Raw genomic sequence first — 18,098 nt, 5'->3', positions numbered from 1 at the left:
TCAGCGGCCGCGCATCTGGCCCCGGAGGCCCTTCATGCTGGTGGGCATCGGGCCCTTCGGGATCGGCAGGTTCGAGCGGTTCGCGTCGATCGCCTTGAGCCGGCTCAGCACGTCGGTCAGGTCGGCGCCCTTGACGTTGCGGCCGAGCTTCTGGACGTGCCGGACGAGCTTGCGGATCGGGACCTGACCCTCCTCGTCGCCGACGACCACCACGTGGATCGGGACCTCCGAGGCGACCCGGGCGTGGCGGCGCTCCTCGTTGGCCAGCAGCGTCCGCAGCCGGTGGGGGTTGCCCTCACCGACCAGCACGATGCCCGGTGGCCCGACGACGCGGTGGACCATGTCCTGCTGCTTGTTGAACGCGACCACCTGGTCGGTGCGCCAGCCGCGCCGGAGCATCGACAACGCCCGGGCTGCCCCGCCGGGCTGCCCCTCCATCTGGGCGTACGCCGCCGACTGGGCGCGTCGGCCGAAGACGATCACCATCGCCAGCAGGCCGAACATCAGGCCGCCGATGATCGCGATGACGAGGCCGATGACACCCGCGCCGGGCAGCACCCAGTTGAACACCGCGAAGCCGAGGCCGCCCACGAGCAGGAAGGTCCCGAGCATCAGCCACGGCAGCCACGGATAGGTCTGCTTCGCCATCTTGTAGGTGGCGGACATCTGCTGACGGCGGCTCATCGAGGACGGGTCGACGTTCGACATTCGAGTGCTCTCTGGGTGTGCGGTGGGCTCAGTGGACGGACGCGCGGGCGTCCATGGCCTGACGGTACAGCCGCCCGGCGCGGTACGACGAACGGACCAGCGGCCCGGACATCACGCCGGAGAACCCGATCTCGTCGGCCTCGGCCTTGAGCTCGACGAACTCCTCCGGCTTGACCCACCGCTCGACGGGGTGGTGGCGCACCGAGGGCCGCAGGTACTGGGTGATCGTCACCAGCTCGCACCCCGCGTCGTGCAGGTCGCGCAAGGCCTGGCTGACCTCCTCGCGGGTCTCGCCCATGCCGAGGATCAGGTTGGACTTGGTGACCAGGCCGAAGTCACGCGCCGCGGTGAGTACGGCGAGCGAGCGGTCGTACCGGAACGCCGGTCGGATCCGCTTGAAGATCCGCGGCACCGTCTCGACGTTGTGGGCCAGCACCTCCGGGCGCGACTCGAACACCTCGGCGAGCAGGTCGGGCTGACCGTTGAAGTCGGGGATCAGGTTCTCGACGCCGGTGTCCGGGTTCAGGTCGTGGATGGCCCGCACCGTCTCGGCGTACAGCCACGCGCCGCCGTCGGGCAGGTCGTCGCGGGCGACGCCGGTGATGGTGGCGTAGCGCAGCCCCATCTTCTGCACCGACTCCGCGACCCGGCGCGGCTCGTCACGGTCCAGCGGCTCCGGCTTGCCGGTGTCGATCTGGCAGAAGTCACACCGCCGGGTGCACTGGTCGCCGCCGATCAGGAAGGTGGCCTCGCGGTCCTCCCAGCACTCGAAGATGTTGGGGCAGCCCGCCTCCTGGCACACGGTGTGGAGCCCCTCGGACTTCACCAGGTTGTGGAGCTCGGAGTACGCCGGGCCCATCTTCGCCCGGGTCTTGATCCACTCCGGCTTGCGCTCGATCGGGGTCTCGGCATTGCGGACCTCGAGCCGGAGCAGCTTGCGTCCTTCGGGGGCGGGGGCGGTCGTCACTCCAGCAACTGTACCTAGACGACTAAGTCCAAGGGATCACCCCTTGGACTTGGTCGTCTAGGGCACGTCACGCCGCCGGAAGGACCACAGCGAGGCGGCTGCGGCCAGCGCTAGCAGGACGGCGAGGTTGCGCGCGGCCGTCCACAGCTCCAGCTTCTCCAGGCCGCTGCAGTCGAGTCCGCGCGGCGGACGCCCCTCCACGAAGCACGCCATGGGCGGCTCGATGTAGTACCTCGTTCCGTCCCAGATGACGGCACCCAGGTTCTTGTTCGGGAACCACGCCTCGCTGATCCCGAGCAGCGCCATCACCAGCGTCGCCCCGACGACGACCGCAAACATCGCGCCGAGGGTGAACACGGTGCTGCGCACGAGCATGGTCACGGCGTACGCCCCGACGGCGGCGGCCCCGATCAGCAGCACGGCGCGGCTGCCGCTGGCGGCCATCCAGCCCACGACCCCGTCGGGTACCACGATGTCCCACACGTTCGCGAGCAGCAGCAACCCGCCCCCGAATGCGGTGATCAGGAGCGCCGAGGAGGCGACGGCGACTGCGAGTACCCCGGCCGCCTTGGCCAGCCATACGCGGGGCCGGCGCGGCTCGAACAGCAGCTGGTTGCTCATCGAACCGGAGTTCCAGTCGGCACCCGCGAACGTGGTCCCGACCAGCATCAGCAGGCCCATCAGGATCGTGATGACACCGAGGCCCGCCTCGCGGAAAGCGGTGCTGACCCGCAGTGGCTCACGGCCGACGAACCACTCGACCTGGGGGCCGACCTGCGCGGCACACTGGTCCGCGTCGGTGACGCCCCACCGGTCCGGGTGCCTCTCGCACTGCTTGATCTGCCGCTGCATGTAGGGCTGCTGGAGCTCGAACTCGACCTGCTCCTGCGCGTTCGCGAGATCGGCCTCGGACACCGGCCGGTAGGACCAGGCCGTGCCGACGAGGATGACGCCGGTGATGAGCGTGCACGCCACCAGCAGCACGACGACGGCGCGCCGCCAGCGGAGCCTGGTCAGCTCGACCCCGATCAGGCGGATCACTTCACTTCTCCTTGGCCCAGGGCCTCACCTGAGGTGAGCTCGAGGAAGACCGTCTCGAGGTCCGGTCGTACGGCGGTGAGCTCCTCGAGCCACAGCTGCGACTCGCCCAGGACGCGGGTGATGTCCGCCGGCGGCCGGTCGGTCTCCACGCGCATCACGCCGTGGTCGGGCTCGACCGCGAAGCCGGCCTCCTCGAGCAGATGTGCGGCACGCTCGTGGTCGGTGACCCGGACCCGGTAGACGTTGCTCGCGCCGAGCAGGTCGTCGACCCTCCCCGAGGCCAGCATCCGGCCGTTGCCGATGATCGTCACCGAGTCGCAGATCTGCTGCACCTCGGCGAGGATGTGGGAGCTCAACAGCACCGTCACGCCCGCCTCGCCGAGGGTGCGGATCGTGTCACGGATCTCGCGGATGCCGGCGGGGTCGAGGCCGTTGGTCGGCTCGTCGAGGATCAGCAGTGCCGGGTCCTTGAGGAGGGTGGCCGCGATCGCGAGCCGTTGCTTCATGCCCAGCGAGTAGGACTTGTAGCGGTCCCGGTCGCGGCCGGTGAGGCTGACGGTCGCCAACGCGTGGTCGATCCGGCCGGCGTCGATGCCGCGGGTCCGCGCGAGCAGCTGCAGGTTCTGCCGTCCGGTGAAGTTGGGGGAGAACTTCGGTGACTCCACCACTGCGCCGACCTGGTCGATGACACCCGGCAGGCCGTGCGGCACCGCGGTGCCGAAGAGCCGCATCGAGCCCTTGGTGGCACGAGCCAGCCCGAGCAGCATCCGGATCGTGGTGGTCTTGCCCGACCCGTTGGGACCGAGGAAGCCGTGGACGCCGCCGGCAGGGACCGCCAGGTCGAGGGACTGCACCGCGACCCGAAGGCCTCCCCGCCGTGTTCGGAACTCCTTGCGCAGACCGGTCGTCTCGATGACGAGGTCGCTCATAAATACGGAGTATGTACTACGGCGTCACCAGGTCGATGCGCGACACGCGCACGCGCGAGCCGTCACTCGTGCGGCTTTGACAGGGCGCGAGCCGTCACTCGTGCGGCCTCAGAGCTGCGCAGTTGACGGCTCGGCGCTGTCTGAACCTGCACAAGTGACGGGTCACGGGATGGGGGTGACGAGGTCGATCGTGGGCGTGTGGCCCGGCGTCGGACGCGGGTCGTAGTCGGGGGTGGCGTCGTACGGCTGCCACGAGAGGTACGAGGAGAGGTGCCGCTCCACGATCGGGATCACCTCGGCGACGGTGACGTCGCGGCCGAGCTCCTGACTGAGCGAGGTGACGCCGGCGTCCGCGATGCCGCACGGCACGAACCGGTCGTACCAGCCGAGGTCGACGTCGCAGTTCAGGGCGAACCCGTGCATCGTCACCCCGCGACTCACCCGGATGCCGATCGCACCGACCTTGCGCTCCGGGCGGTGTCCGATCGACGGGTCGTCGGCACGCAGCCAGACCCCGCTGCGGCCGGGCACTCGCGCGGTGGTCACGCCGAGATCGGCGCAGGTGCGGATGAGCGCCTCCTCGACCCGACGCACGTAGTCGACGACCTTGACGTGGTCGGGCAGCGTGACGATCGGGTACCCGACCAGCTGGCCCGGGCCGTGGAAGGTGATCTTGCCGCCTCGATCGACGTCGATCACCGGCGCGCCACCGGGGTCGGGCGGCCGCTCGTGCGGCTCGGTGCGTTTGCCGCACGTGAAGACCGGCGGGTGCTCCAGGAGTAGGACGGTGTCATCGGCAGTGCCGGAGGCGACGGCCTCGTGGACCTCGCGCTGCAGGTCCCAGGCGGCGACGTAGTCGACGGCGTCGGGCCCGAGACCCGCGATCCGGTACTCCAACGTCACGTTCGCAGAGTACCCCTGTGGATGACGCCCACCGGGACCGGCCGATCCGGGTAGGAAGGGCGGGTGACCTCGGGAACTGTCGCGGTGCGCCTCCTCACCGTCCTGCTGCTGGCGGGGCTGGGGTGCGTCGTGGCCGCCGGCATCGCCGCGCCGGGTCGTCCCGGACCGGCTCCCCTGGCGGTACCGCCAGGGCCAGCGCCGATGGCCGCAGCACCCGACGGCACCACCCCGCTCGACGTGCTGCGCGACTGGGACGCCGCCCGGGCGGCTGCCTGGCGGCGCGGCAACGCCGCCCGGCTCCGGGACCTGTACGTCGAGGGGTCGACGGCGGGTCGCGCCGACCAGGCGCTGCTCGCGGCGTACCGCTCGCGCGGCTTTCGCGTGGTGGGGATGACGATGCAACGCTCCGACGTCCGCGTGCTGACGGCGTCCGGCGACCGGATGGTCGTCCGGGTCACCGACCGGCTGGTCGGCGCGACCGCCGTCGCCCGTGACCGGCGGGTGGCTCTTCCCCGCGACGCGTGGTCGACCCGGGTCGTCGTGATGGTGAGCGCGGGGGAGCGGTGGCGGGTCGCCGACGTGCGGGATCAGGCGAGCTGAGCCATGACCGCGTCGACGTCGCGGTCCTCGAACTCGAACCCCTCGGCCAGCAGCGCGGCTGGTCGCATGTTCATCGAGCGCAACAGCTCACCGGCCATCGGCCCGGCACCCAGCCGCAGGATCGGGGCCGGCACGGCCAACCGCGCCCGGCGCCCGAACGCAGCCGCGAACTTGTCGGTGAACTCGGCGTTCGTGGGTGTCTCCGGGCAGCACACGTTGAACGCCCCGGAGGCGGTCGTCGACTCGATCAGGAACATCGCCGCCGACACGCGATCCCGCTGAGACACCAGGGGGAAGTACTGACGGCCGGAGCTGAGCCGGACGCCGAGCCCGAGCCGGAACATCGGCACCAGCACGTTCGTCGTCTCGCTCCCGGGAGAGATCACCGGGGCGGTCCGCATGATGCACACCCGCGCGCCGGCGTCACGGGCCGGCGTCGTTGCCGCCTCCCAGTCGCGCACCAGCCGAGCGAGCGGCTCCGTGCCGCGCAGCTCGGACTCCTCGGTGACGGGCGAGTCGCCGTGGTCGCCGTACGCCGACGACCCGCAGGCCACGATCATCGCCGCGGGGTTCGTCGACCGGGCGATCGCGTCGGCGAGCACGCGGGTCGGGGGGACCCTGCTGGAGCGGAGCTTCCGGTAGTAGCCGGGGTTGTAGGGGATCCCGAGCAGCCGCGAACCGCACAGGTTCACCACCACGTCGGCCTCGTCCACGACCTCGTGGCCGAGCATCCCGACGGCGGGGTCCCACTGCCGCTCGTCGGGAGCGGTGGGCGGCCGACGCACCAGTCGCACCACGTCGTGGCCCGCGGCGCGCAGTCGCCGGGTCAGCTCCTGTCCCAGGTAGCCGGACGAGCCGGCCATCACGATCAACATGCGACGCGGTACCCGGGAAATCAGATCTCGAACTGCCCGGCTTCGAGGCGTCCCTTCACGTCCTGCAGGAAGCGGGCGGCGTCCGCGCCGTCGACGATCCGGTGGTCGTAGGTCAGCGACAGGTAGGCCATCTGCCGCACCGCGATCGTCTCGCCGAGGTTCGGGTCGTCGATCACGACCGGCCTCTTGACCACGGTGCCGGTGCCGAGGATCGCCACCTGGGGCTGGTTGATGATCGGGGTGTCGAAGAGCGCGCCAACGCTGCCGGTGTTGGTGAGCGTGAAGGTGCCGCCCGACAGCTCGTCCGGCTTGACCTTGTTGGTGCGGGTCCGCTCGGCGACGTCCGCGATCTTGCGGGCGAGGCCCGCGACGCTGAGGTCGCCGGCGTTGTGGATCACCGGGCTGAGCAGGCCGCGCTCGGTGTCGACCGCGATGGCGAGGTGCTCGGCGTCGAAGTAGGTGATCTCGCCCTTCTCCTCGTCGACCTGGGAGTTGAGGGCCGGGTGGACCTTCAGCGCGTCGATCGTCGCCTTGGCGAAGAACGGGAAGTACGACAGCTTGACGCCCTCGCGGGCCAGGAAGTCGGCCTTCACCGCGTCACGCAGCCGGGCGATGTTGGTGACGTCGACCTCCACCACCTGGGTGAGCTGGGCGGAGGTCTGCAGCGACTCCATCATCCGCTTGGCGATCACCTTGCGCAGCCGAGACATCGGCTCGGTCTTGCCGCGCAGTGGCGAGGGAGCCGGTGCGGCCGCAGCCGGGGCCTGCGCGGGCGCGGCCTCCGCGGCCGGTGCAGCGGCGGGGGCTGCTGCCTCCTTCGCCTGGGCAGCGGCGTCGAGCACGTCCTGCTTGCGGATCCTGCCCCCCACACCGGTGCCGGTCACCGACGCCAGGTCGACGCCGTGCTGGGCGGCCATCTTGCGCACCAGCGGCGTGACGTACGACGACGGGTCGCTGCGGTCGCCGGACTGGCTCGCCGCGGGCGCGGCCGCCGGCTCGGGCTCCGGCTGGGCCTCCTCCTGCTCGGGTTCGGGCTGGGTCTCGGGTTCGGGCTCGGGCTCGGGCTCGGGCTCGGGCTCGGGCTCGGGCTCAGGCTCCTCCTGCTGCTCCTGAGTGGGGGCCTCGTCACCACCGGAGGGCGCAGCGGACTCGTCGCCGACGATCGCGAGCTCAGCGCCCACCTCGACGGTCTCGTCCTCCTGCACCTTGATCTCCAGGAGCTTCCCGGCCACCGGGGAGGGGATCTCGGTGTCGACCTTGTCCGTGGAGACCTCGAGCAGCGGCTCGTCGACCGCCACGTCGTCGCCCACCTGCTTGAGCCACCGGGTGACCGTTCCTTCAGTCACCGACTCGCCCAGCGCGGGCAGCGTCACGGGCGTCCCGCCACCGCCGCCACCACCGGAGGGCTGGCCCCCGGACTCGCCGGACTCCCCAGACTCGTCGCTGGACTCACCCGAGTCGCTCGCCGACTCGGCGGCCGGCTCCTGCTGCGAGGGAGGTTCGCCGCTGGAGTCCTGCTCCTCGGCCTGCTGCTCGGCCTGCTCCTGCTCGACGTCCTCACCGCCGCCGGCCTCCTCCTGGCCGCCGGCGTCGTCGGACGACTCGGCGCTCTCCGACTCCCCGCCTCCGCCCGACTCGTCGCCCTCGGACGACTCGGCGGAGCCGCCGCCCTCGCCCTCGTCGCCCACCATGGCCAGCACGGCGCCGACCTCGACCGTGTCGTCCTCGTTGGCCTTGATCTCGAGCAGGGTCCCGGCCACGGGGGAGGGGATCTCGGTGTCGACCTTGTCGGTGGAGACCTCGAGCAGCGGCTCGTCGACCGCGACCTGGTCGCCGACCTGCTTGAGCCAGCGAGTGACGGTGCCTTCGGTGACGGACTCGCCGAGTGCGGGGAGGGTGACTTCGGTGGCCAATGGTCTTCCTTCGCTAGCGGTGGTCGGGCGGGTTCGTGGTCTCGGTCAGGAGTGCGCGTGCAGGGGCTTGCCGGCGAGCGCGAGGTGGGCCTCGCCGAGGGCTTCGTTCTGGGTCGGGTGGGCGTGGACGAGCGGGGCGACGTCCTCGACGTGCGCCTCCCAGTTGTAGATGAGCTGCGCCTCTCCGATCAGCTCACCGACCCGGTCGCCGACGAGGTGGACCCCGACGACCGGTCCGTCGCTGCGGCGGACCAGCTTGACGAAGCCCTGCGTGGCGAGGATCTGGCTCTTGCCGTTCCCGCCCAGGTCGTAGGTCAACGACTCCACCTGCTCGGCGCCGAACTGCTCGGCCGCCTGCGTCTCCGTCAGCCCGACCGAGGCGACCTCGGGGTGGGAGTAGGTGACCCGCGGGATCCCGAGCTCGTCGATCGGCGTGGGAGAAAGACCGGCGATGTCCTCCGCGACGAAGATGCCCTGCTGGAAGCCGCGGTGGGCCAGCTGCAGCCCGGGCACGATGTCGCCGACGGCGTACACCCCGTCGACGTTGGTGCGGCACCGCTCGTCGGTGGTCACGAAGCCACGCTCCATCGCGACCCCCTGCTCGGCGTACCCGAGGCCGTCGGTCACCGGCCCGCGTCCGACCGCGACCAGCAGAAGCTCGGCCTCGATGACGTCGCCTCCTTCCACCGTCACCGCGACCCCGGTGTCGGTCGTCTTCACGCTCTGGAAGGGGGTGCCGGTCCGGAAGACGACGCCCCGCTTGCGGAACGCGCGCTCCAGCGCCTTCGACGACGACTCGTCCTCGGTGGGCACCAGCCGCGGCAGCGCCTCGATGATGGTGACCTCGGCGCCGAAGCTGCGCCAGACGCTGGCGAACTCACAGCCGATCACGCCACCGCCCAGCACGATGACCGACGCCGGCACCCGCTCCAGCCGCAGTGCGTGCTCGGACGAGAGGACGCGCTCGCCGTCGATGTCGAGCCCGGGCAGGGATCGGCTGTAGGACCCGGTAGCGAGCACGACGTGGCGACCGGTGTGCGTCGCGTCGCCGACGGTGACCTCGTGCGGCCCCGTGAGCCGACCGTCGCCCTCGATGACGGTGATGCCGCGGCCCTTGATCAGGCCGGTCAGTCCCTTGAAGAGGCGCCCTACGACGCCGTCCTTGTAGGCGTTGACGCCCGCCATGTCGATGCCCTCGAGCGAGGCTTGGACGCCGAACTTCTCCGACTCCCGTGCGCTGTCGGCGACCTCGGCCGCGTGGAGGAGGGCCTTGGTGGGGATGCAGCCGACGTGGAGGCAGGTGCCGCCGAGATTGCCCTTCTCGACCAGGCCCACGGAGAGCCCGAGCTGGGCCGCGCGGAGCGCACAGGCATAGCCGCCAGAACCCGCCCCGAGAATGAGTACGTCGTATTCGGCCTCGGCCACCATGCTCCTCGCGCGCTCCCGTCCGTCAGCCCCTCGTGAGCCGGGGCCCATCTTTGCACTTCATCTTTGCACCTGATGCGGACGAGTCGACACCACCCCGAGGGCGGACGCGGCACACTTGTCCCCATGGGGTTGTTCGACCGGTTCCGAGGCCGCGCGCGGTTGCGCCGTCCGTCGGGTGACACCGCCCGCACGGGCTCGACCACCGTCCGCGGGAGCGATCGTGCGGACGAGCAACACCTGCGGACGTTCGTCACGTCTCGACGCGGCGTCGAGGGTTTCGTCGAACCCCGTACCGCCGTCAGCGACGTGACGCTCCTCCTGGTCGCTCACGACGGGGAGTGGACCCGGCGCCGGGTGCCCTCGGTCCAGTGGGCGCACCAGTTCTGCAACAAGCACCAGGTGCCGTCGTACGACGCCGCTGTCGTCGGCGTGCCTGCCCGGATGCGCGAGTACAACCGCCGCAAGAAGACCGGAGAGATCTGAGGGGTGCCTGCCGCTATCTGAGGGGTGTCCCCCGATGTCCGGGAGTGCCGATCCGGCAACCGTGGGGTGGTAAGTCACCCCGAGCCGGAAGGACCCCGACCATGAGCATCACCATCCGCCGAATCCTCACCACTGCCGCCGCGGCCGGCATCCTCTCGCTCGCCTGCGCCGGTCCCGCGGCCGCCGAGCACGAGCCGGGCACAGGCCCGCGGACCGTTACCCGCGAGGGCCTCGTCGACGACGATGATCTCGTGTACTTCCGGGCCGGCCTGGGTGCCCTGTTCGGTATCGCCCTCACCGGAGCCGCCGCGGGTGGCATCCACCGGCACCGCCAGTCAGGGAGTGGCGGCGGTCCGTCGCGCGAGCTCGGCGACTTCGAGACGACTTCTCGTGCCGGTCTTGCGTAGCAGGTTCGACACGTGCGCGCTCACGGTCTTCTCGCTGATGAACAGGGCGTGAGAGATCTCGGCGTAGGTGCGACCTGCGACCAGGTGTGAGAGCACCTCGTGCTCACGGGGCGTGAGTCCGGACAGCAGCTCGGTGCTTCCGGACGAGTGCGCGGCGGCAGCTGGTTCCGCGAGCGGCATGTGGGCCTGGCGGGCCAGCTCCTCGACATCACGAAGGACCGGGGCGGCCCCGACGTCGGATGCGATCCGCGCTGCGTGGCGCAGCGCCTCGGCCGCCTCGCTGCGAGGACCCCGCTCGACCACGAGCGCCCGTGCCAGGCGGTACGACGCGAGTGCCTCGTGCCACACCAGGCCTGCCTCACCGCAGGCCGCCGTGGCCGTCCGCCACAGCGAGGCCGTGTCGTCGGCGCCGTGGCACCGGGCGCGGTCGGCGGCGAAGAGGGTGCCCCTGGCGGGGTGGATCACGTCCCCCGCGCTGGTCGGCTCGAACCACGACGCGGGCTCCGGCCCGCGCTGCTGCTCGACCTTGTCCAGCAGCGCCACCGCTTCCTCCCGGGCTCCCGGCTCATCTGCCAGGTCTGCAGCCGCCCGCGCGCAGATGACCAGGAGCTCGTCGGCACTGCCCGGGTCGAGGGAGACCTCGTGGGGCATCAGCTGCACGGCGAGCGACAGCGCCTCCCGCGGCTGCCCCATGGCCCATTGCGCCTCGACCTCGATGGGATCCAGGGGATTGCGGGCAGCGACCGATCGGGGACACAGCTCCCGTGCCCTGGTCAGATGCGCTCGGCCGGCAGGGATGTCTCCCGCCCTGAGGGCGAGCAGGGCGGCGACTCCTCGGGTCAAGGCGCCCAGGCCGGTGGTGAGACGGTGGCTGAGCAGCAGGCGCAGCACCTCGCGGGCCTCCTCCCACCGACCGAAGTCGATCAGGAACAGGGTGCCGAACGCGGGGTTCGCGTACATCGCGTCGTGGACCGAGCCAGTGTCGACCAGCCGTCGGAAGGTGGTGAGCAGCAGCTCGGCGGCCTCGAGGTCGCGACCGAGGATGCCCAGCCGGTTGGCGCTCGCCACGGCGGCCGACCCGACGAGCGCCGGGTCGCCGACCTCGTGGGCGAGGGCGAGGGCCTCAGTGGCATCCGCGAGCGCACGTTCCCACGGGGGTGTGTGAGACCGGGTGCACAAGGCCCAGGCCAGGGCTTCGGGCGACCCGGTCCGCCGCGCCAGCTCCACTGCCGTCGCCGCGTGCGTCACAGCCTCGTGCTCCTCGTCCCTCACTTCGGCGAGGGCATGGAGAGCGAGCGCCTGCACGTGCTCCGGCGTGCCGGGACACCGCGACTCCGCCAGCTCCAGGACGGAGCCAGTGGACTCCACCGACAACGCGGTGTCGAAGCCGCAGGCAAGCCGCCACGAGGTCAGCCGCAGCCGCAGCCGCACGGCCCGGGCCGGATCCTCGTGCTCGTCGACGAACGCGATCGCCTCCTCGCGGAGCCTGACGGCGAGGACGTGCTCGCCGGCGCTCCACGCGGCGTCGCTGGCGCGACGCCACAGGTCGGCCGGGTGTCCAGCGGCGGCGCGCGCGTCCTCACCGACGTGCTCCCAGAGCCGGCAAGCCCGGTGCAGGTGGTCACACACCTCGGCGTAGCCGCTCACCGCTGCCGCCTCGTCGGCAGCCCGTATCGACCACGAGAAGGCGCCGTCGGGATTTCCGGCTCCGTGGTGGTGGAGCGCGAGGTGCGCGGCTCGCGAGGACAGGGCGAGGTCTGCGGACGACTCGAGCGCGTCGACGTACTCGCGGTGGATCCGACCCCTCGCGGTGGGGCTCAGGGTCGTGGCGACCACCTCCGCCACCAGGGGGTGGTGGAACCAGGCCTCGCCGTCCGACCCGACGGTCGTCAGACCCGCCGCAGTCGCCTGTTCCAGTGACGAGGCGACTCGCTCGGGCGCTCCTCCGCGGGCGGCCACCAGCAGGTCGAGCACGCCCACGGCCACCGGGCGACCACCCAGGGCGAGCAGCTGCAGCAGCTCGCGGGCGTCCCGGCCGAGGCGGTGCCATGAGCTGAGCAGGGCCTGCCGCAACCCCTCGTCCGCCCCGGAGCCGGCCCGGCCGGCAGAAGCACGCACCAGCAGCTCGGCGTAGTAGGGGTTGCCGCCAGACTTCTCGAAGACCTCTTCGGCGAGCCGTCGCGACTGGTCAGCGCCGTTCAGCCGGGAGACGAGCTCCTCGGCGTCGGCGAAGCCGAGGCGCTCCAGACGGATCCGGGAGACAGCGGGCAGCCGAGCGGCGTCGGCGAGCCAGCCGTGGAGACGGTGGCCCTCGTCCAGGTCGGTGTCGCGGTAGGTGATCAGCAGGCAGAGCCGCTGCCCCTCGGTGAACCCCGCGACCAGGTAGGCGAGCAGGTCCAGGGACGAACCGTCGGCCCACTGGGCGTCGTCGATGACGAGGGCAAGTGGCGTGGACACCGCGATCCGGTCGAGCACGGCCGCCACCAGCGGCACCACCCTGCCGGCCTCGGCCGGGCCGGACGCCGCGCCCAGCGCGGGCGCGATGCTCGCCAGCTGCTCGGCCCCGGTCAGGACGCGCGCCCGTTCGGCCTCATCCGCTTGGCGGTGCCACTGGGCCAGCAGCTGGCCGATCGGCAGGAACGGCGAGGAGTCGGCCCCGAACCGGAGGCAGCGTCCCCACAGCACCATGTGGTCCGATGCGGCCGGTCCGCACGTCACCTCCGCGACCAGGCTCGTCTTGCCGATCCCGGCCTCGCCCGCCACCAGCACCGCGCCCGGTCGGCCCACTGCCGAGTTCTCCAGGAGGGCGGCCAGCGGCTCGCGCTCGGAGTCCCGGCCGACCTGGAGCCCCCCTGCTCCCATGGCCAACATTCTGCACCCGTTCGGCCTTCGCGGGCCGGGGTCACCTACCGCTTCTGCTGGGACAGCGTGCGTGCGTACTCCACGACCGTCGTCACCGCGAAGCCGGTGCCGCCGCTGGTGACGTGGCCGTACGCCGAGCCGCTGTGGAACGACGGTCCGGCGATGTCGAGGTGGCCCCAGGGGAGGCCACCGGTGAACTCCTGGAGGAACGCGCCGGCGTAGAGGCCGCCGCCGCTGCGGTTCCAGTCGTGCTGCAGCAAGTCGGCGATCTTGCTGGCCTTCACGCGCTCGACGATCGTCTCCGGGAGCGGCATCGCCCAGTGCGCCTCGCCCGCGGCCTCGCCGGCAGCGAGCACCTGGGCGACCACGTCGTCACTGCCCATGACGCCGCCGACCCGGTCGCCGAGAGCGAGCACCATGTGCCCGGTGAGAGTCGCCACGTCGAGCACGACGTCGGGCTTCGCCTCGGTGGCCCGCACCAGTCCGTCGGCCAGGATCAGCCGACCCTCGGCGTCGGTGTTGAGGACCTCGACGGTCTTGCCGCCGTACATCGTGAGCACGTCGCCGGGCCGGGTCGCCGACCCGGACACCATGTTCTCCGCCATCGGCACGAACGTGCTGACCTTGACGGGCAGCCCCAGCTCGGCGATCGCCAGCGTCGCCTGCACGACCGCGGCCGCGCCGGCCATGTCGGACTTCATGTCGCTCATGCCCTGCGCGGGCTTGATCGTGAGCCCGCCGGAGTCGAAGGTGATGCCCTTGCCCACGAGCGCGAGGTGGGCAACCGCACGCCTGGGGGAGTACGTCAGCTCGACCAGCCGCGGCGGAGCGTCCGAGCCGGCGCCGACACCCAGGATGCCGCCGCAGCCGAGCTCGGCGAGCCTGACCTCGTCGTGGACGACCGCCTTCACCTTGGTGCGACCGCGACCCTTGGCCGCGGCGGCCGCGGCCTCGACCACGGCCTCCGCGAACTCCGCCGGCCGCAGGTCGCCGGGCGGCATGTTGACCCAGTCGCGCGTGGTGGCGACCGCGGTGGCGAGGACCTGCGCCGACTCGAACGCCTCAGCCGTCTCCTTCTTGCGGGCATCCGGTGCGAGCACGGTGACGGTGCCCGGGGCGGTGTCGTCGGTCTGCTTCTTGTACGTCGTGAACGTGTACGCGCCGAGGTGGTAGCCCTCGGTCACGGCACGCACCAGCTCCGGTGAGGTGGCTGGCAGCGCCACCGCCACCGACGCGGCGTTGGTGACCGAGCGGGCGGCCACACCGGCGGCCCGTCGTACGGCGACCTGGTCGGTGTTCTTGCCGAGCCCCACGAGCACCAGCACCGGTGCCGCGATCGCGCCGTTGGTCGGGATCGGGTGCACCTCGCCCGCCTTGCCGGTGACGCCGAGGCCGGTGAGCAGCGGCCGGAACCGCCGGCCGTACGCCTTCGCGACGTCCTCCGCACCGGGTGCTGCTTGGGGTCCCTTGGCGTGCTGGACGACACCCACCACCACGGCGTCGGCACGGGTCTTCGCAGGGTTGGCAGCGCGCAGCTGGTATGTCGTCACCGGGGCAGGATACGGCGACTGACCGGTTCCGACGGCGGGCGGGTCGGCGGCCGTTCCGGGGCCGGGTGCTGCGGTAGGTTCGGCGCCATGAGCGACAGCGACGGCGCCCTCGACGCGACCCGGCAGTCGCCGCTGCACGAACGGCACGTCGCCCTCGGTGCGAAGTTCGCCGAGTTCGGGGGCTGGTCGATGCCGCTGGAGTACCCCGCCGGGACGGTCGCCGAGCACACGGCGGTCCGGTCCTCGGTCGGCATCTTCGACGTCAGCCACCTCGGCAAGGCGCTGGTGACCGGGCCCGGCGCCGCGGCGTACGTCAACGAGACGCTGAGCAACGACCTGGGCAAGATCCGGCCGGGCAAGGCGCAGTACACGCTCTGCTGTGACGAGTCCGGCGGGATCGTCGACGACCTGATCGCCTACTACCACGACGACGAGCACGTGCTGCTGGTGCCGAACGCCGCCAACACCGGCGAGGTCGTGCGACGGCTGCGCGAGCAGGCGTCCGACGGCGTCCAGGTGCTGGACCACCACGAGGAGTACGCCGTGCTGGCCGTCCAGGGCACCCGCTCCGACGAGGTGCTGGCCGCGCTCGGCCTGCCGGTCGGCCACGACTACATGTCGTTCGAGGAGGCGGACTACGACGGCACCGGGATCGTGGTGTGCCGGACGGGCTACACCGGTGAGCGCGGCTACGAGCTGATCGTCGGCAACGAGGCCGCTGTCGACGTGTGGGACCGGCTGCTCGAGGCAGGCCAGCAGTACGACGTGCAGCCGTGCGGTCTCGGAGCCCGCGACACCCTGCGCACCGAGATGGGGTACCCCCTGCACGGGCAGGACATCTCCCTCGACGTCACCCCCAACCAGGCCCGGATCGGATGGGCGGTCGGCTGGAAGAAGGAGCGGTTCTGGGGTCGCGAGAAGCTCCTGGCCGAGAAGGAAGAAGGACCGAAGCGGCTGCTGCGGGGGTTGCTGGCGACCGGCCGCGGCATCCCGCGGCCCGGCATGACGGTCAGCCTGGTGGCCGACGTCCCGCTGTGCGAGGTCACGTCCGGCACGTTCAGCCCGACCCTGCGGAAGGGCATCGGGCTGGCGCTGGTGCCGACGATGGTGGCGCCGGATGCCGAGGTGGGTGTCGACGTCCGCGGTCGGCGCGAGATCTTCCAGCTGGTGAAGCCGCCGTTCGTCGACACCAGCGTGCGGGAGTCCTGACGTGAACCTGCCCGACCAGCCCTCGACCTTCCGATCACCCAGTGCCGCAGAGCGACCGTGGTGGTGGCGACTCGAGGACGGCGACGGCCACGAGGTGCCGGCCGGTGAGGAGTACGCCGGCCAACGGTTCGCCAGCCAGGCAGACGCCGAGTCGTGGGTGGGCGAGATCTGGGCCGAGCTGGCCGACGCGGGGGTCGACCAGGTGACGCTGCTCGAGCACGACCGGGTCGTGTACGGCCCGATGTCGCTGCACGCCTAGTCCCGAGTCCACCGCGGGTCCGAGCCGTCACCATGAGTCGGGACGACAACGAGTTCGCCGCCTTCCTGGCCGCCCGCTGGCCGCTCCTGGTGCGGACGTTGGTGCTGCTCGGCGTTCCCGAGCGCGTCGCCCACGGCGTCGCCGAGGACGCCCTGTCCCGCGTGTATCCCGACTTCTCGCGGCTGAGTCGCGAGGAGGACCTCGACGTCGCTGTCTATCGCGAGCTGTTCGACGCCCGCGACCGGCACGCCAGACACCAGGAGACCAGCGAGGACGCCGGGGGAGCTGACCAGCCCGAAGCCGCACCGCCCTCCGACGTACCGGAATGGATGGGCGATCCCCAGGAGCGGCTCGAGCAGCTGCGCGCGGCACTCGACACGATGACGCCGCAAGAGCGCGAGGTCGTCGTGCTCCAGCACGTCGCCGAGCTCTCCGACGACCAGGTCGCCGACGTGCTCGAGCGACCCATGGGAGCTCCACCGCGGCTCGCCGCACCCGACGTCCGCCTCGCACTCGAGGCGATCCCCGTCGACCCCCTTCATGCGGGCGACGTGGCCGACGCCGCCCGGGTGCGCCGGCGACGCCTCTGGACGCGGACCGGGGGCGTGCTCCTCGGCCTGGTGCTCGTCGCCCTCGCCGCGACCTGGGTCGCCGACCGGCTCGACACGGTCGGCGACGTCCAGGCGGCCGACAACCCGCTCCCCGTGGCCTGGTACGCGGAGGGGACGCTCCACCTCTCCGAGGTCACGGTCGGCGTGCGGCCGGTGCTCGAGCTGGTCGGGGTACCGGACGGCGTCGTGCTCACGAACGACCGGGCGCAGGTGTTGTTCATCGAGCACGACGGCGACCAGCAGCAGATCGGCGACACCGTCACCGGCACCTCGCTGGTCGTTGAGCCGGACAACGGGTGGGTCGCCTGGGCCGATCCCGGCGACGGTGACCCCGAGCTGGTCGTCTACGACACCCGGGTGGGTGACGAGGTCGGACGCCGGTCGCTCGCGGACCCAGCATCCGGCGGCGGCCAGCCGGTGGGGGACAGCCACGCGGTCGCGATCGACGGGGAACGGGTCTACTTCCGGACCCGCGACACCGACTTCGCGTGGGCACCCCTGACCGGCGAGGCGTTCGCGCTCTCCGGTGAGCTCGTCGACATCGCCGCTGGTGCCCGGATCAGCCGCGCGCCGGACCCCGCGGCCCTCATCGTGCAGGCGCAGCCGTTCGACACCGGTCGGCTGATCGTCGGCACCGACGCCCGGTTGACGCCTGACGGCCGCTACGTGATGGCCGACGTCGACGAGGACCTCGCAGTCTTCGACGTCGCCACCGGGGAGGAGGTGCCGCGGATGCACTCGCCCAGCGACGAAGGGCGCTCGTGGACCTATGTCGGAGACGACACGTTCCTCGTGACCGTGCTCCACAAGCTCCAGGACAAGCGGTACCAGGACACCCTGCAGATGCCCGACCAGGGCGACTACCGCGTGTACGAGTGCGTGCCCGGGCGCGACGACGTCTGTGTCGAGGTGCACCGAGTGCCCCGCGAGTCGCCCGACGCACCGGTCCTGGCACGGTGAGCGCTAGCGTGTGACCGTGCCGGACTTCCGCCAGGTGGACGTGTTCTCCGACGCCGGTCTCGGCGGCAACCCGGTCGCGGTGGTGCACGGGGCGGACGGCGTGTCCGACGAGCAGATGCAGACCTTCGCCCGGTGGACCAACCTGAGCGAGACGACGTTCCTGCTCACCCCCACCGACCCGGACACCGACTACCGGCTCCGGATCTTCACCCCGTCCTCCGAGCTGCCGTTCGCGGGTCATCCCACCATCGGCTCGGCGCACGCCTGGCTCGAGGCCGGAGGAGCGCCGGCGGCCGACGACCGGATCGTGCAGGAGTGTGGTGCCGGGCTGGTGACGCTCCGTCGCTCTGGCGACCACGGTGCCGAGCGGCTGGCCTTCGCCGCACCGCCGCT

General features: G+C 71.6%; 17 protein-coding genes. 7 read left to right on the top strand and 10 right to left on the bottom strand.

Features of this window, described 5'->3' with window-relative positions:
• The 5 genes from VFZ39_RS02190 to lipB all read right to left on the bottom strand — a co-directional run bounded on the left by VFZ39_RS02190 (position 1) and on the right by lipB (position 4,548).
• On the bottom strand, positions 1 to 708 hold the full coding sequence (locus VFZ39_RS02190; protein WP_330864085.1) for a DUF4191 domain-containing protein: 708 nt from the start codon (positions 706 to 708) through the stop codon (positions 1 to 3).
• A 28-nt stretch (positions 709 to 736) separates the two neighbouring features.
• The gene (lipA, locus tag VFZ39_RS02185) at positions 737 to 1,675 is read right to left on the bottom strand and encodes a lipoyl synthase (RefSeq protein ID WP_330864084.1); all 939 of its coding nucleotides are present in this window, start codon (positions 1,673 to 1,675) and stop codon (positions 737 to 739) included.
• A 57-nt stretch (positions 1,676 to 1,732) separates the two neighbouring features.
• Positions 1,733 to 2,716 carry a hypothetical protein gene (locus VFZ39_RS02180; protein WP_330864083.1) on the bottom strand — a complete coding sequence of 328 codons (984 nt, stop codon included), beginning with the start codon at positions 2,714 to 2,716 and terminating at the stop codon, positions 1,733 to 1,735.
• Positions 2,713 to 3,645, bottom strand: a complete 933-nt coding sequence (locus VFZ39_RS02175) for an ABC transporter ATP-binding protein (protein ID WP_330864082.1) — start codon at positions 3,643 to 3,645, stop codon at positions 2,713 to 2,715. Before VFZ39_RS02175 ends, VFZ39_RS02180 begins: the two co-directional genes overlap by 4 nt.
• Positions 3,646 to 3,807: 162 nt before the next feature.
• Positions 3,808 to 4,548, bottom strand: coding sequence for a lipoyl(octanoyl) transferase LipB (gene lipB, locus VFZ39_RS02170; protein WP_330864081.1), 741 nt, complete (start codon positions 4,546 to 4,548; stop codon positions 3,808 to 3,810).
• 63 nt (positions 4,549 to 4,611) lie between these two features.
• On the opposite strand from lipB, the gene VFZ39_RS02165 reads away from it, so the two are divergent.
• The gene (locus VFZ39_RS02165) at positions 4,612 to 5,148 is read left to right on the top strand and encodes a hypothetical protein (protein ID WP_330864080.1); all 537 of its coding nucleotides are present in this window, start codon (positions 4,612 to 4,614) and stop codon (positions 5,146 to 5,148) included.
• On the opposite strand, the gene VFZ39_RS02160 is transcribed toward VFZ39_RS02165, so the two are convergent.
• The 3 genes from VFZ39_RS02160 to lpdA are packed head-to-tail and all read right to left on the bottom strand — an operon-like array spanning position 5,136 to position 9,364.
• Positions 5,136 to 6,023 (bottom strand): TIGR01777 family oxidoreductase, encoded by an 888-nt coding sequence (locus tag VFZ39_RS02160; RefSeq protein ID WP_330864079.1) that lies wholly within the window; start codon positions 6,021 to 6,023, stop codon positions 5,136 to 5,138. The two genes, VFZ39_RS02165 and VFZ39_RS02160, sit on opposite strands and share 13 nt — an antisense overlap.
• Before the next feature lie 20 nt (positions 6,024 to 6,043).
• Positions 6,044 to 7,936 carry a 2-oxoglutarate dehydrogenase, E2 component, dihydrolipoamide succinyltransferase gene (gene sucB, locus VFZ39_RS02155; RefSeq protein ID WP_330864078.1) on the bottom strand — a complete coding sequence of 631 codons (1,893 nt, stop codon included), beginning with the start codon at positions 7,934 to 7,936 and terminating at the stop codon, positions 6,044 to 6,046.
• A gap of 45 nt (positions 7,937 to 7,981) precedes the next feature.
• Positions 7,982 to 9,364: a dihydrolipoyl dehydrogenase gene (lpdA, locus tag VFZ39_RS02150; protein ID WP_414690254.1), complete on the bottom strand. Its 1,383-nt coding sequence runs from the start codon at positions 9,362 to 9,364 to the stop codon at positions 7,982 to 7,984.
• Positions 9,365 to 9,487: 123 nt separating this feature from the next.
• Here lpdA and VFZ39_RS02145 point away from each other — a divergent pair, with 123 nt between their 5' ends.
• A complete protein-coding gene (locus VFZ39_RS02145) occupies positions 9,488 to 9,847 on the top strand; it encodes a hypothetical protein (RefSeq protein WP_330864076.1) in 360 nt (119 codons plus the stop codon).
• A 101-nt stretch (positions 9,848 to 9,948) separates the two neighbouring features.
• Positions 9,949 to 10,254, top strand: coding sequence for a hypothetical protein (locus tag VFZ39_RS02140; RefSeq protein ID WP_330864075.1), 306 nt, complete (start codon positions 9,949 to 9,951; stop codon positions 10,252 to 10,254).
• Here VFZ39_RS02140 and VFZ39_RS02135 read toward each other — a convergent pair.
• Both VFZ39_RS02135 and VFZ39_RS02130 read right to left on the bottom strand, forming a co-directional pair.
• The gene (locus VFZ39_RS02135; RefSeq protein WP_330864074.1) at positions 10,183 to 13,116 is read right to left on the bottom strand and encodes a helix-turn-helix transcriptional regulator; all 2,934 of its coding nucleotides are present in this window, start codon (positions 13,114 to 13,116) and stop codon (positions 10,183 to 10,185) included. The two genes, VFZ39_RS02140 and VFZ39_RS02135, sit on opposite strands and share 72 nt — an antisense overlap.
• 44 nt (positions 13,117 to 13,160) lie before the next feature.
• Complete coding sequence (locus tag VFZ39_RS02130) at positions 13,161 to 14,666, bottom strand: leucyl aminopeptidase (RefSeq protein WP_330864073.1); 1,506 nt, start codon at positions 14,664 to 14,666, stop codon at positions 13,161 to 13,163.
• An 87-nt stretch (positions 14,667 to 14,753) separates the two neighbouring features.
• Between VFZ39_RS02130 and gcvT the strand changes: the two genes are divergently transcribed.
• The 4 genes from gcvT to VFZ39_RS02110 form a co-directional block, all read left to right on the top strand.
• Entirely contained in the window at positions 14,754 to 15,875 is a 1,122-nt protein-coding gene (gene gcvT, locus VFZ39_RS02125; RefSeq protein ID WP_330864072.1) for a glycine cleavage system aminomethyltransferase GcvT, read from the top strand.
• A 1-nt stretch (position 15,876) separates the two neighbouring features.
• Positions 15,877 to 16,134: a hypothetical protein gene (locus VFZ39_RS02120; RefSeq protein WP_330864071.1), complete on the top strand. Its 258-nt coding sequence runs from the start codon at positions 15,877 to 15,879 to the stop codon at positions 16,132 to 16,134.
• Positions 16,135 to 16,166: 32 nt separating this feature from the next.
• The gene (locus VFZ39_RS02115; protein ID WP_330864070.1) at positions 16,167 to 17,705 is read left to right on the top strand and encodes an RNA polymerase sigma factor; all 1,539 of its coding nucleotides are present in this window, start codon (positions 16,167 to 16,169) and stop codon (positions 17,703 to 17,705) included.
• 16 nt (positions 17,706 to 17,721) lie between these two features.
• Positions 17,722 to 18,098: PhzF family phenazine biosynthesis protein (locus tag VFZ39_RS02110; protein ID WP_330864069.1), on the top strand; the 377-nt coding region annotated here is incomplete at its 3' end.

The organism is Nocardioides sp. (assembly GCF_036374615.1).
Lineage (GTDB): Bacteria > Actinomycetota > Actinomycetes > Propionibacteriales > Nocardioidaceae > Nocardioides.
The sequence above is the reverse complement of the archived record's forward strand: the minus strand, read 5'-3'. Positions and strand labels throughout refer to the sequence as shown.

Coding starts and splice junctions, on each gene's coding strand:
- VFZ39_RS02190 (WP_330864085.1), bottom strand. CDS start 708: ATGTCGAACGTCGACCCGTCCTCGATGAGCCGCCGTCAGCAGATGTCC.
- VFZ39_RS02175 (WP_330864082.1), bottom strand. CDS start 3,645: ATGAGCGACCTCGTCATCGAGACGACCGGTCTGCGCAAGGAGTTCCGA.
- VFZ39_RS02160 (WP_330864079.1), bottom strand. CDS start 6,023: ATGTTGATCGTGATGGCCGGCTCGTCCGGCTACCTGGGACAGGAGCTG.
- lpdA (WP_414690254.1), bottom strand. CDS start 9,364: ATGGTGGCCGAGGCCGAATACGACGTACTCATTCTCGGGGCGGGTTCT.
- VFZ39_RS02145 (WP_330864076.1), top strand. CDS start 9,488: ATGGGGTTGTTCGACCGGTTCCGAGGCCGCGCGCGGTTGCGCCGTCCG.
- VFZ39_RS02140 (WP_330864075.1), top strand. CDS start 9,949: ATGAGCATCACCATCCGCCGAATCCTCACCACTGCCGCCGCGGCCGGC.
- VFZ39_RS02135 (WP_330864074.1), bottom strand. CDS start 13,116: ATGGGAGCAGGGGGGCTCCAGGTCGGCCGGGACTCCGAGCGCGAGCCG.
- gcvT (WP_330864072.1), top strand. CDS start 14,754: ATGAGCGACAGCGACGGCGCCCTCGACGCGACCCGGCAGTCGCCGCTG.
- VFZ39_RS02115 (WP_330864070.1), top strand. CDS start 16,167: ATGAGTCGGGACGACAACGAGTTCGCCGCCTTCCTGGCCGCCCGCTGG.